Here is a 12,807-nt window from a genome sequence, read left to right on the forward strand (position 1 = left end):
CATTCTATCTACCTCCTAACGATTGTAATGTGTCACGAAGCGGTTCACCAAGTACATCTGGCACGATACCGATGATTAGAATACACGCCAGCAAGATCACAACGGGAATATAATCCACTCCGCGCATATCGCTTTTCGCTTCGCATTCCCTTTGTCCGAATGTAACTTGCATAACTGCCCGGAGTACATACACCGCTGTTAAAATAATACCGATTGCTCCGATCGCCGCTAAGATTGGGTGCGCTTGAAACAAGCCAAGAAACGCTAGAAATTCACTCACAAAACCAGACATTCCAGGAAGTCCGAGCGAAGCCATACTTCCTGCTAATAAGAAACCGCTAAGGATTGGTACTTGCTTCGCTAAACCGCCAAGCTTTGTAATGTCAGAAGTGCCAAAGCGCTGCTCGATGATGCCAAGAAGGAAGAATAACAGCGCGGCGATTAAACCGTGGGAAACAACTTGGAACAATGCGCCCTTCATCCCTGCCTCGTTCAGCGCAGCTAAACCGATCAGCACAATTCCCATATGCGAAATACTTGAATATGCGAGCACTTTTCGAAAATCTGTTTGAACAAGTGCTAATAATGCACCGTACAGTAAATTGATAACCCCTAAAACCGCTAAGACAACCGCAAACTTTTCAAACTGCTCTGGGAAAAGACCCATTCCAAAGCGGACAATCCCGTACGCCCCAATCTTTAAGAGAACACCCGCATGCAGCATAACAATTGCCGGGTGCGCTTGTACATGGACGTTCACCATCCAGCGGTGAAGCGGAAAGACCGGAAGCTTAATCATAAATGCCACCATAATGGCTAGAAATAACCCAAGCTGCAACGAATCAGACAATTCACCGACTGTTGTCATTTCTTTTCCTGCTAAAACGGCTTGCAGCTCTGCTATATTCGTTGTACCTGCCCTTGCAAATAAAATTGAAAAGGCAATGAGTAAAATCGCAGAACCAATGCCGTTATAAATTAAATAGCTGTACGCTGCTTTTTCACTGCTAAATTTGCCCCATTTGCCAACGAGTAAAAACATAGCTGGCAATGTAATTTCAAAGAAAACGAAGAACAGCAGCAGATTTTCAGCAGCGAAGACACCAAGCATTCCGATTTCAAGCATAAGCAGTAACATATAGAAACCTTTTACATGCTTTGTAATGGAAAAGGCCGTAATAGCTGCCAACGTCGCTAACAATGCTGTCAGAAGCATCATAACGAGCGAGAAACCATCAATGCCAAGCTCATAATAAATCGTAAACAATTCGTTCTCCATACCTGGAAAGCGGCCAAATTGAATCCACTTTACCTTCTCAGCAAAGATCGTTAAGCTTGTTCCCGATGCATATGTAATCGCAATAAAGAGCGCGGACCCGAGGGGAAGTAATGTGCCAAGCAGACCAATAATCCTCGCCGCTCTCTCCTCTTTCTGCGGTATAAATGCCAACAGTATGATACCTAACAGCGGGGAGAAAATGAAGAAAGATAATAGAAAGGAACTCATTGTCCATGCCCCCCTGTCAATAGCAGAATCATTACTAATGCAGCTAAACAAATAGCTGTAACTGTGCCGTACATTTGTACTTGCCCGTTTTGCAATTTCGATAAGGCCGCGCTCACACCTCTTACAATACCAGCGACTAGCTTCGCCATTCCTTCAACAACATACGTTTCAAAAAAGTGCAACACATATGCAGTTCCTTTCACGAGCGGAAGCACTGTTACGCTATACAATTCATCAATATAATATTTCTCCTTCAGCAAGCTATACATTGCGGTCCTCTCGCCGCCAATCCAATCACGGGAAATTGTGCGTTTTCCATATATCAAATACGCTAAGACAATCCCGGCTAATGAAACGAGCGTGGCCACAATCATGATCCAAGCCGGGCCATGGACTTGCTTCACCTGAAACGCTACGTCTTTTGTAAGCCAATCGCCAAGAAATGTTCCGAACCAAGGCGTATTCACATAACCCGCTACAACCGCTAAGACGCCAAGAACCATCATCGGCACTGTCATCACACCCGGAGATTCATGCACATTCTTTTGTTCCCCGCGCGCTTCTCCCGTAAAGACAAGGAAGTAAAGGCGGAACATATAGAAGGCCGTGAAGAAAGCTGCAATCACCGCAAGGACGAATAAACCGTAATTGCCGCGCTCCCACGTCGCCGCTAAAATTTCATCCTTACTAAAGAATCCAGAAAATAGCGGAACACCGCTAATTGCAAGCGTACCAATCAAAAACAACGAGCCGGTTATTTTCATCTTCTTAAACAAGCCGCCCATTTCTTCGATGTTTTGCGTATGTACGGCATGAATGACACTTCCGGCTGCTAAGAATAATAATGCCTTAAAGAACGCGTGCGTCGTTAAATGAAAAACACCAGCCACGTACCCTGCTGAACCAAGTGCAAGCATCATATAACCAAGCTGACTTACTGTGGAGTACGCTAATACACGCTTAATGTCTGTTTGCACTAAACCAATGGATGCCGCAAAAATTGCCGTAACGCCGCCAACGATGGCAACAGTTTGCATCGCCGCTTCGCTCGCTGAGAAAAGCGGGAACATGGTAGCAACTAAATATACCCCAGCTGCAACCATTGTCGCTGCGTGGATAAGCGCTGATACTGGCGTTGGACCCTCCATCGCATCCGGAAGCCACGTATGGAGCGGAAACTGACCGGATTTCCCCATTGCGCCAACAAAGATTAAAATCGCCGTTAGTGTAATCATTGTCCCTGAAATCTCTCCAGCTTGTACCGCCTGGAAGATTGCATCGTAGTCAAAGCTGCCAACTTGCCAGAATAATAGAATCATCCCGATAAATAAGCCGACATCCCCAATACGCGTCATAATAAACGCCTTTTTTGCAGCTGCCTTTGCTTCTTCTTTAAAGAAATAGAAACCAATTAGCAAGAAGGAACCGAGTCCGACTAACTCCCAGAATATATAAAGCTGCAATAAGTTAGTTGAAATCACAAGCCCAAGCATCGCAAACGTAAATAACCCTAAGTATGCATAAAAAATATGGAACCTTTCATCGCCGTGCATATACCCTTTCGAATACATATGAACGAGCAAGCTCACAAGTGTGACAATAAAGAGCATCAATGCGTTTAACGCATTTACTTCAAAGCCGAAGGAAATATTCACATCTCCAATTTGCAGCCATGTCCATTGCTGTTTTACCGTTTCTGCCGATAGCCGTTCTATTAATACAAGTACCGCACCCGCAAATGAAAGAAAAGCGAGAAAGGTGCCAAGCCAACTACTTCCTTCTTTCAGCTTCTTTCCAAACATCAAGAGTACAACGAAAGATACAAGCGGGAAAAGCGGTATTAGCCATGCATAGTCCATCATGAGTTTCTCCCCCCTTTTGGTCACAACATTAATGCTTTAACGAATCCATTTCATCTGTATTAACCGTTGCGCGGTTTCTGTATAAAGCGATTAAAATTGCCAAGCCAACCGCAGCTTCTGCTGCAGCGACGGACATTGTAAACAGTGCAAAAATTTGTCCCTTTAAATTTGGAAACATCCCTAATTTGCTAAAGGCAACTAAATTTAAATTCGCCGCGTTCAGCATCAGTTCAATACAAACCAATACAATTACTGTATTACGCTTCGTTAATGCTCCAAATAAACCGATGCAAAACAGTATAATCGCAAGCGTCAGGTACGCAGAAGCTGGAATGCTACTCATGCGAATCCCCCTCTTTCTCATCCTTCTTCGCAAGTACAATTGCGCCAACAAGAGCAACAAGTAACAAAACAGACGTTAACTCGAACGGTATTATATATTTCGAATACAACAATTCTCCAATCTGAAGTGTATTTTGCTCATGAAGTAGTACCCCATCTTGAACGCTTTGATTCTCAAAACCTACGTTATTCACCGCAAAATACATCACCGCACCGAATACTGTAACTGCAAGAAAGACAAACAATTTCCGCCAACCAAAATGCGTTTCTTCCTCATCATTATGCTTCGTTAACATAATGCCAAAAATCATAATGATCGTAATCGCACCGGAGTAAATCAAAATTTGGACAACCCCGACAAACTCTGCTGATAACATAAAGTAAAGCCCAGCAATACTAAGGAACGTAAACACTAGAGCGAGCATCATATGCATCACTTTCTTTAAGTTCAGCATAAGTACACCGCCCATCATCGCAAGCAGGGCTAATGCTAAAAATGCTACTAACTCGCCATTCATGCTTTATTCTCCCTTCTCACATTTTGATCATTTTCATCCAGCCACTGTAAATTTTTAAATAAATCATCACGTGTATATTCCGCTAGCTCAAAGTTATTTGTCATCACAATTGCTTCTGTCGGGCAAACTTCTGTACAAAGATCGCAAAGAATACAAATTTCGAAGTTAATATCATACGTATCAATGATCTTCCCTTTCTTCTCTGGATCCGGATGCTTTTTCCCTGTTAGTTGAATACAGTCTGTCGGACAAATATTTGCGCATTGATTGCAAACAATACATTTTTCTGGATAAAACTTTTGAATACCGCGAAAGCGATCTGGAAGTGGCAGCGGCTGATTTGGATAGTCATACGTTACTTTCTTCTTACTTAAGTTACTAAGTGTATACTTTAAACCTTTAAATAATCCTTTCATTGTACTCCTACCCCCTTTTTAGATTAGAAGAACAATTCTTTTATGAGTGCAGCTAAGAAAATATTCGCAAGCGCTACTGGCAATAGTACCTTCCAGCCAAACTCCATCAATTGATCGCCTCGTATACGCGGAAACGTCACGCGGAACCAAATTAATAGAAACACAACAGCACTAAATTTCAGCGCGAACCAAACGGCACCTGGAATAAACGATAGAAACGGAATTGGCTGCCATCCCCCTAAAAATAGTACCGTGATAAGCGATGCCATTCCAAAGAAATACACGTACTCAGAAAGCATGAAGAACGCCCAGCGGAATCCCGAGTATTCTGTATGGTATCCAGAAACAAGCTCCGATTCAGCTTCTGGTAAATCAAACGGCGTCCGGTTCAATTCGGCAACAGCTGCGATTAAGAATACGACAAAACCAACTGGCTGCACGAAAATGAACCAAACCCCTTTTTGCGCCTCGACAATTTCATTTAAATTCAAGCTGCCCGTTAGAAGAATTATTCCAATTACGCTCATAACAAGTGGAATTTCATAGGAAATCATTTGCGCTGCGGCGCGCATTCCTCCTAGTAAGGAGTATTTATTGTTAGACGCCCAGCCCCCAGTTACAACGCCAATTGTTGTAATACCAGAGATTGCAATGTAGTACAGTAAGCCAACACCAATATCAGCAAACTGCAATTTATCTGTAAACGGAATCACTGCTAATACCATAAATGCCGGCGCAAACGCAATGACAGGTGCTAATATGAAGAGGGGTTTATCAGCAGCTTTCGGAATCGTATCTTCTTTTAACAGAAGCTTTAACACGTCCGCTACTGTTTGCAGGAGTCCAAAACGGCCTCCCACTTGGTTTGGTCCTATGCGCCCTTGCATAAATCCCATTACTTTTCGCTCTGCTAAAATTCCATATGTAACAAAACCCAGAACGACAAACAATAACAACGTTGCTAATCCGAAAAAGATAAGAAAATTCGTCCAGCTTGCGGGTGACTCTAAGAGGTTTTGTATCATCATCCATCAACCTCCCCAAGTACAATATCAACGCCGCCTAAGATTGTAATTAAGTTTGCGATATTCTCGCCTTTCAAAATCTTTGGTAAGATTTGTAGATTATAAAAAGATGGACGGCGGAACTTTAAGCGGTACGGCTCTTTCTTTCCATCACTCGCAATGTAACAGCCAATCTCTCCGCGCGGTGATTCAATTCGAACGAACGCCTCACCTTTTGGTGCTTTAATAATCTTCGGTACCTTCGCTAAAATAGCTCCTTCTTTTGGAAACTGCTCTACCGCTTGCTCAATGATTTTCAGCGACTCTTCAATTTCCTCCATCCTGCAAACGTAACGGTCCCAAGCGTCGCCTACTTTACCAACCGGAACATCAAAGTCAAAACGGTCATAAATCGAGTACGGTTCATCTTTACGAAGATCCCATTTCACACCTGTGCAGCGCAAGTTCGCTCCGCTTAATGAATATTGCAGCGCATCATCTGCCGAATAAATACCGACTCCCTTTACACGGTTTAAGAAAATTTCATTGCCGCTCACAAGGTCGTGATATCCCTTTAGCTGCTCCCTCATATACGGAACAAACTCGCGTACTTTTTCAATCCAGCCGTCCGGCGCATCCCACTTCACCCCGCCAACACGCATATAGTTAAATGTTAAACGTGCTCCGCATAATTCGTTCAGTAGGTTAATAATCATCTCGCGTTCACGAAATGCATATAAGAACGGACTCACCGCTCCGATATCAAGCAAATTTGTACCCCACCAAACGAGGTGACTCGCCACGCGCCCAAGTTCCATTGCAAGTACGCGCAAATATTCAGCACGCTCTGGTATTTCCAGCCCCATCATCGTCTCAACCGCGTGACAAATGACATAGTTATTTGTCATCGCTGATAAATAATCCATTCGGTCCGTGTACGGAATAATTTGCGTATACTGCAAGCTTTCCGCAATTTTCTCTGTGCCGCGGTGCAAATATCCAATGACAGGCGTAGCTTCTTTAATTATTTCTCCGTCAATTTTAATAACGAGCCGAAATACACCGTGCGTACTCGGATGCTGTGGCCCTACATTTAAAAGCATTTCTTCTGTACGAATCATGTTTTACACCTCCCACCTAAGCTTCTAAAATACCTTTATATCATCCAATAAATGTATTGAAACCTCCATAACAAAGTACATCTTCCTATACCGTATCGTTTAAGCACTTTCCCATCTATTGTTGTGATATTTAACGTTTTTCGTTTTTGGGATAAAGCTGTAATCCAACCGATATATTCTTCTCCATTTTTCTTTGTATACTTTATAAAATCGCGATGTTGAAAACCATTTAATCCCTCTACTTTAGCTTTTAACTTTCTTCTCATTGGCCTGATTTTATAGGGTTGTATGAATACATTGCTATTCTTTAATCCTGCTATTACTAAGGCATCATTTGTATGCGATTTTTCAATATCATAATCAATCCGTTTGTTTGCTGTATCGCATCCTGTCGTAAGTTCCAAAGGAGAGATTTTTGCAAGTTCGTTTCGTAAATAATGTTTTCCTTGCATAACATGCTGTGCATAATCAAATCGAATATGCTTTCCTTCAATTAATGTGTAAAAATGCTCTGCATAATTTAATTCATCTGTTCCTAATGATTCATGACAAACTGAACATAATGTAATGAGATTCTTCAATGTATCTGCACCGCGAAATCGTCTCGGTGTAATATGATGCACTTCTAACTTACAATTCTTCTTACTACATTGTTGACACATAAAATCATCCCTGATGAGAGTTGCTTTCCTAAGGTTTTCATCTAAACGATTAGATTGTTGATATTGCCATTGATACAGTTGTCTTCCTTCTGTCAACTTACGAACATCAATCTGCACATCTTCTAACACAATTTTGTGTATCGGTATCCATTTTTGCAGCTGGTTTACAACACGAAGTACGGCTTCTCGCTTTTGTTTAACAGAAGGCGATATTCGATCTTTTCTTTTACTAGAAGCACGATTATTAAAACGTGTTTTTCGATATCTTTTATGCCTCCTTCTATACTTCCGATAAATACGCCTTAGATCCATGAGACTCTTGACATCTTGACGTTGTTCTATTTCACCTGTAAACACAGCTTTCTTTCCATTTTGAACAATACCTATTCCAACATGCTTCGAACCATCATCAATACCACAAACAAAGGTAGATATATCTTGTTTTTCATCTGAAACTCCTTTGTTGAGTTGTATAACCATCGGATACTTGCTTTTCAGCACTGCTTTTTTCTTTCGGATTAAATACCATGCATTATTTTCTCTTGTTGGACTTAACGGTTTCTCGTTTATATCGACAACAAAAGCATATACAGTCATTTCTGACCAACCATCCTTTATGGAGAATTGTTCGTCTACCCAATGTCAGTAAGAGGACATGTGTTTCGGTGTGTCTATGCAGGTCATTAGCATAGTTTCTTCCTTGGCACTCACAGAGCAGCGGACTGACGATTACATCCGCAGGTGTGTTTTCACCTGACTTACCAACGTAGTTCATCGTGCAGAGCCTATTTCTAAACGCCACACTCACTAAGGGGTGAAAGCTAAGAAACGAGCATCTAGCTAAAAGACTAGTGACCACTTTTGGCTAGAATTGTCCATATATTGAACCACTGTTTCAAAGCTCCACATCAAAAGGCTCGTAATCTTTTCGCAGCGGATAGCCAATCCAATCGTCCGGCATCAAAATACGCTTTAAATTTGGATGCCCTTCAAACACAACGCCAAGTAAATCATACGCCTCGCGCTCCGGCCAATCTGCCCCGCTCCATAACGGTGCAATAGAAGATACTTTCGGCTCGTCCCGGTTAAGCTTTACTTTTACCGCTACAGATTGCCTCTTTTCATAAGAAAATAAATGCACGTAAACTTCCATATGCGTTACAAAATCTGTCGCATGCAATTCTGACATATAATCGAATGCAAATTCGGGACCCACCTTTAAAAGTTCCATCACTTCATAGTAATGCTTCGGCTTCACAATAAGCGTTGGCACATCCTTGGACAATGTATTAATATAGAAATCTTCTAACACATCTTCACTAAATTTTGCTACAACTGCCTGAACGTATGCATCTAAATATGGCTGATTTCGTGACGGCTCTTCTACTTTCTGTTCTTCTTCCTCTTTCTTTCCTTCAGCCGCCCGAGCCTTTGCCGCGGCCGCTGCTTTCACCTTTGCTGCCGCAATTGCTTTTGCCTTCTCATCGTCTTCCGGCGATTCTTCTATTCCCTGTTGCTTCGCTAGTGCAGCCGCCTTCGCTTTTGCTGCTGCCGCTGCCTTTGCTTTCGCCGCCGCAATTACTTTTGCTTTCTCGTCATCCTCTGACGATTCTTCTTCCTTTTCTGTTTGCTTCGCTAGCGCCGCCGCCTTTGCTTTCGCCGCGGCCGCTGCTTTGGCCTTCGCTACTGCAATTGCTTTCGCTTTCTCGTCATCCTCTGACGATTCTTCTTCCTTTTCTGTTTGCTTCGCTAGCGCTGCTGCCTTCGCTTTTGCCGCTGCTGCTGCTTTTGCTTTCGCTTCCGCAATTGCTTTTGCCTTCTCATCGTCTTCCGGCGATTCTTCTTCTTTTTCTTTTTGCTTCGCTAGTGCTGCCGCCTTCGCTTTTGCTGCTGCCGCTGCCTTTGCTTTCGCTTCCGCAATTGCTTTTGCCTTCTCATCGTCTTCCGGCGATTCTTCTTCTTTTTCTTTTTGCTTCGCTAGCGCTGCCGCCTTCGCTTTCGCTGCTGCCGCTGCCTTTGCTTTCGCTTCCGCAATTGCTTTTGCCTTCTCATCGTCTTCCGGCGATTCTTCTTCTTTTTCTTTTTGCTTCGCTAGTGCTGCCGCCTTCGCTTTTGCTGCTGCCGCTGCCTTTGCTTTCGCTTCCGCAATTGCTTTGGCCTTCTCATCCTCTTCCGGCGATTCTTCTTCCTTTTTCTTCTGCTCCGCTAGCGCTGCCGCCTTCGCTTTTGCTTCCTCTGCTGCCCGGCGTTTTACTTCTGCTACATCTATTTCATTCTCATTTGATAGCGCTTTCTCTTTTTCTTCTACAATTTGAATCTCATTTTCCTGACGTGCCGCCAGTCGCTTCTGCGCTTCTTCCTTTGCACGTCTTGCCGCCTCTTTTTTCGCATCATCTATATTTTTATCTTGGTCGCTCATTTATTCGTCACCTGCTTCCCTGTCTTTGCTTCGTAACGAATTTTCTCTTTTAATTTATTAATACCGTAAATTAAAGCTGCTGGATTTGGTGGACAGCCAGGAATGTATACATCCACTGGTACGATTTGATCCACCCCTTTTACAACAGCATACGAATTCACATATGGTCCTCCTGCCGTTGCACAAGACCCCATTGCAATGACCCACTTCGGTTCTGGCATTTGATCATATAAACGACGAACGATTGGTGCCATTTTCTTCGTTACTGTTCCAGATACAATCATGACATCTGATTGACGGGGTGATGTACGGAAGAAAGAGCCAAATCGATCTAAATCATAGTGCGAAGAGCCGACTCCCATCATCTCAATCGCACAGCATGCCAGTCCAAATGTCATCGGCCATAGCGAATTACTGCGAGCCCAGCCCTTTACTTGCTCAAGCGTCATAAAAAATATATTTCTTTCTAATTCAGCGCGTTCTTGTGGATGAATATCTTCAAAATTTATAGCCATTGTAACACCTTCTTTTTCCAAGCATATGCAAGACCAATGAGTAACATAATAACAAAAATGAGCATCTCCACTAATGCAAATAGACCCAGCTTGTCATACGCTACCGCCCAAGGATATAAAAATACAGTTTCTACATCAAAAATGACAAAAAGCAATGCAAAAATATAATAACGGGCATGGAAGCGGACGTTTGCATCTTGAAACGGCTCAATTCCACTTTCATATGTTGTTTTCTTCGCTGTACTCGGTTTATGTGGACGCAGCAACTTTCCCAATGTGAGTGCTACAATCGGCAGTAATATACCTAATAACAAAAAAATGACGACAATCATATAACTATTTTCATATACATTTTCCATTGTGAAACTCTCTCCCCCCTCACAAATACAAGTGCACTCAGTAAACGTTATGATTGATTTGCACCATTTATTATTTTTTAATTTTTCTAAATAATTCAATTATGGTTATTATATCAAATTTTAAATTCCTATGTCGATATATTGGGAAAAAGGAACAAAAACTTAAAAGAACATGGTATTCATACTTCTGCGGGATAACTATAAAAAAAAGCCGTAAAGGTTCATCCCTTTACGGCTTTTTTCATTACTTCATATTTGAAACGTTCAAACGGTTCACTGCACGTTGTAGTGCCATTTCTGCACGTTTGAAGTCAACATGTGCTTGTTTATCTTGCAGACGTTGCTCAGCGCGGCGCTTCGCTTCATTTGCACGATGAACGTCGATATGACTTGCTGTTTCAGCAGATGGTGCTAATACTGTTACTTTCTCAGGGCGAACTTCAATAAAGCCACCGCTAACTGCTACGTAATCTGTATGTCCACCATTTTTCAAGCGAATTGCACTAACCTTAAGTGGTGCAACAGTTGGAATGTGACCTGGCAAGATCCCCATTTCCCCGCTCTCTGCTTTTACGCTTACCATTTCAACTTCATTTTCGTAAACCGGTCCATCAGGAGTTACAATACTGACTGGAAATGTCTTCATAATTCGTCCCTCCTAAGGCCTTACGCCATCATTTTCTTCGCGTTTTCAACAACTTCTTCAATACCACCAACAAGACGGAATGCGTCCTCTGGAAGGTCATCATGTTTTCCTTCTAGAATTTCTTTGAATCCACGAACTGTGTCTTTTACAGGTACATAAGATCCTTTTTGACCTGTAAATTGCTCTGCTACGTGGAAGTTCTGTGATAAGAAGAACTGAACGCGACGAGCACGATGTACAACTAATTTATCTTCTTCAGATAACTCGTCCATACCTAAGATAGCGATGATATCTTGAAGCTCTTTATAACGTTGTAATGTTTGCTGAATTTGACGAGCAACTGCATAATGCTCTTCTCCAACGATTTCTGGAGAAAGTGCACGAGATGTAGACGCTAATGGGTCTACCGCTGGGTAAATACCCATTTGTGTTAAACGACGCTCTAAGTTTGTTGTTGCATCTAAGTGAGCGAACGTTGTTGCTGGTGCTGGGTCAGTGTAGTCATCGGCTGGTACATATACCGCTTGGATAGACGTGATAGACCCTTTATTTGTTGATGTAATACGCTCTTGTAATTGACCCATTTCAGTTGCAAGTGTTGGTTGGTAACCTACCGCAGATGGCATACGACCAAGAAGGGCAGATACTTCAGAACCAGCTTGCGTGAAACGGAAAATGTTATCGATGAACAGAAGTACGTCTTGTCCTTGCTCATCACGGAAATGTTCAGCCATTGTTAAACCTGTTAATGCAACACGTTGACGTGCTCCAGGTGGCTCGTTCATTTGTCCGAATACCATCGCTGTTTTCTTGATTACACCAGAATCACTCATTTCATGGTATAAGTCGTTACCTTCACGAGTACGCTCACCTACACCAGCGAATACAGAGATACCGCCATGCTCTTGTGCGATGTTGTTAATTAATTCTTGGATTAATACTGTTTTACCTACACCGGCACCACCGAATAGACCGATTTTACCACCTTTAATATAAGGAGCTAATAAGTCTACTACTTTAATACCAGTTTCAAGAATTTCTACTTTTGTAGATAACTCTTCAAATGCAGGTGCTTGACGGTGAATTGGATCACGGCGTACATCCGCTGCTACTGCTTCACCTAAGTCAATTGCATCACCTAATACGTTAAATACACGGCCAAGTGTTGCATCACCAACTGGAACTGAGATTGCTTTACCAGTATCTTCTACTTCAACGCCACGAACAAGTCCGTCTGTAGAAGACATTGCTACTGTACGAACTGTATTATCACCAAGATGAATCGCAACTTCTAAAGTTAAGTTAATTGCATCTTGTTTAATTTTAAGGGCATTGTAGATTTCAGGTAGCTTTCCGCCGTCAAACTTAACGTCTACAACCGGACCCATGATTTGCGTAACGCGCCCTTTATTCATCGGGTTCCCTCCTAGCTTTCT

Annotated in this window: 13 protein-coding genes; all 13 read right to left on the bottom strand. The window is 42.5% G+C overall.

The window, feature by feature from the left end:
- Positions 1-4: 4 nt before the first annotated feature.
- A complete protein-coding gene (locus NKR74_RS22935) occupies positions 5-1,507 on the bottom strand; it encodes an NADH-quinone oxidoreductase subunit M (protein WP_253630958.1) in 1,503 nt (500 codons plus the stop codon).
- Positions 1,504-3,369: an NADH-quinone oxidoreductase subunit L gene (gene nuoL / locus NKR74_RS22940; protein ID WP_253630959.1), complete on the bottom strand. Its 1,866-nt coding sequence runs from the start codon at positions 3,367-3,369 to the stop codon at positions 1,504-1,506. The genes NKR74_RS22935 and nuoL overlap by 4 nt, the downstream gene beginning before the upstream one ends.
- Positions 3,370-3,397: 28 nt before the next feature.
- The gene (gene nuoK / locus NKR74_RS22945) at positions 3,398-3,712 is read right to left on the bottom strand and encodes an NADH-quinone oxidoreductase subunit NuoK (RefSeq protein WP_098307154.1); all 315 of its coding nucleotides are present in this window, start codon (positions 3,710-3,712) and stop codon (positions 3,398-3,400) included.
- Positions 3,705-4,229, bottom strand: a complete 525-nt coding sequence (locus NKR74_RS22950; RefSeq protein ID WP_253630960.1) for an NADH-quinone oxidoreductase subunit J — start codon at positions 4,227-4,229, stop codon at positions 3,705-3,707. The genes nuoK and NKR74_RS22950 overlap by 8 nt, the downstream gene beginning before the upstream one ends.
- Positions 4,226-4,645: an NADH-quinone oxidoreductase subunit NuoI gene (gene nuoI / locus NKR74_RS22955; RefSeq protein ID WP_098307150.1), complete on the bottom strand. Its 420-nt coding sequence runs from the start codon at positions 4,643-4,645 to the stop codon at positions 4,226-4,228. The genes NKR74_RS22950 and nuoI overlap by 4 nt, the downstream gene beginning before the upstream one ends.
- A 23-nt stretch (positions 4,646-4,668) precedes the next feature.
- Positions 4,669-5,670 (bottom strand): NADH-quinone oxidoreductase subunit NuoH, encoded by a 1,002-nt coding sequence (gene nuoH / locus NKR74_RS22960; RefSeq protein WP_253631208.1) that lies wholly within the window; start codon positions 5,668-5,670, stop codon positions 4,669-4,671.
- A complete protein-coding gene (nuoD, locus tag NKR74_RS22965) occupies positions 5,670-6,770 on the bottom strand; it encodes an NADH-quinone oxidoreductase subunit NuoD (protein ID WP_098307148.1) in 1,101 nt (366 codons plus the stop codon). Before nuoD ends, nuoH begins: the two co-directional genes overlap by 1 nt.
- A gap of 35 nt (positions 6,771-6,805) precedes the next feature.
- Positions 6,806-8,029, bottom strand: a complete 1,224-nt coding sequence (iscB, locus tag NKR74_RS22970; protein ID WP_253630961.1) for an RNA-guided endonuclease IscB — start codon at positions 8,027-8,029, stop codon at positions 6,806-6,808.
- Positions 8,030-8,327: 298 nt separating this feature from the next.
- The gene (locus NKR74_RS22975) at positions 8,328-9,851 is read right to left on the bottom strand and encodes an NADH-quinone oxidoreductase subunit C (protein WP_253630962.1); all 1,524 of its coding nucleotides are present in this window, start codon (positions 9,849-9,851) and stop codon (positions 8,328-8,330) included.
- On the bottom strand, positions 9,848-10,366 hold the full coding sequence (gene nuoB, locus NKR74_RS22980) for an NADH-quinone oxidoreductase subunit NuoB (RefSeq protein ID WP_098307142.1): 519 nt from the start codon (positions 10,364-10,366) through the stop codon (positions 9,848-9,850). Before nuoB ends, NKR74_RS22975 begins: the two co-directional genes overlap by 4 nt.
- Positions 10,357-10,725, bottom strand: coding sequence for an NADH-quinone oxidoreductase subunit A (locus NKR74_RS22985; RefSeq protein WP_098307140.1), 369 nt, complete (start codon positions 10,723-10,725; stop codon positions 10,357-10,359). Before NKR74_RS22985 ends, nuoB begins: the two co-directional genes overlap by 10 nt.
- A 244-nt stretch (positions 10,726-10,969) precedes the next feature.
- A complete protein-coding gene (locus NKR74_RS22990) occupies positions 10,970-11,371 on the bottom strand; it encodes a F0F1 ATP synthase subunit epsilon (protein WP_098307138.1) in 402 nt (133 codons plus the stop codon).
- A 20-nt stretch (positions 11,372-11,391) separates the two neighbouring features.
- Positions 11,392-12,786 carry a F0F1 ATP synthase subunit beta gene (atpD, locus tag NKR74_RS22995; RefSeq protein WP_098307136.1) on the bottom strand — a complete coding sequence of 465 codons (1,395 nt, stop codon included), beginning with the start codon at positions 12,784-12,786 and terminating at the stop codon, positions 11,392-11,394.
- Positions 12,787-12,807 lie beyond the last annotated feature (21 nt).

Origin of the sequence: Bacillus sp. 3103sda1, assembly GCF_024159135.1 — a bacterium.
Lineage (GTDB): Bacteria > Bacillota > Bacilli > Bacillales > Bacillaceae_G > Bacillus_A > Bacillus_A rhizoplanae.

Bases quoted from the DNA above. Each gene is read 5' to 3' on its own strand.
- NKR74_RS22950 (WP_253630960.1), bottom strand. From the start codon at position 4,229: ATGAATGGCGAGTTAGTAGCATTTTTAGCATTAGCCCTGCTTGCGATG.
- nuoB (WP_098307142.1), bottom strand. From the start codon at position 10,366: ATGGCTATAAATTTTGAAGATATTCATCCACAAGAACGCGCTGAATTA.
- nuoH (WP_253631208.1), bottom strand. From the start codon at position 5,670: ATGATACAAAACCTCTTAGAGTCACCCGCAAGCTGGACGAATTTTCTT.
- nuoK (WP_098307154.1), bottom strand. From the start codon at position 3,712: ATGAGTAGCATTCCAGCTTCTGCGTACCTGACGCTTGCGATTATACTG.
- iscB (WP_253630961.1), bottom strand. From the start codon at position 8,029: ATGACTGTATATGCTTTTGTTGTCGATATAAACGAGAAACCGTTAAGT.
- atpD (WP_098307136.1), bottom strand. From the start codon at position 12,786: ATGAATAAAGGGCGCGTTACGCAAATCATGGGTCCGGTTGTAGACGTT.
- nuoD (WP_098307148.1), bottom strand. From the start codon at position 6,770: ATGATTCGTACAGAAGAAATGCTTTTAAATGTAGGGCCACAGCATCCG.
- NKR74_RS22975 (WP_253630962.1), bottom strand. From the start codon at position 9,851: ATGAGCGACCAAGATAAAAATATAGATGATGCGAAAAAAGAGGCGGCA.
- nuoL (WP_253630959.1), bottom strand. From the start codon at position 3,369: ATGATGGACTATGCATGGCTAATACCGCTTTTCCCGCTTGTATCTTTC.
- NKR74_RS22990 (WP_098307138.1), bottom strand. From the start codon at position 11,371: ATGAAGACATTTCCAGTCAGTATTGTAACTCCTGATGGACCGGTTTAC.
- nuoI (WP_098307150.1), bottom strand. From the start codon at position 4,645: ATGAAAGGATTATTTAAAGGTTTAAAGTATACACTTAGTAACTTAAGT.
- NKR74_RS22935 (WP_253630958.1), bottom strand. From the start codon at position 1,507: ATGAGTTCCTTTCTATTATCTTTCTTCATTTTCTCCCCGCTGTTAGGT.
- NKR74_RS22985 (WP_098307140.1), bottom strand. From the start codon at position 10,725: ATGGAAAATGTATATGAAAATAGTTATATGATTGTCGTCATTTTTTTG.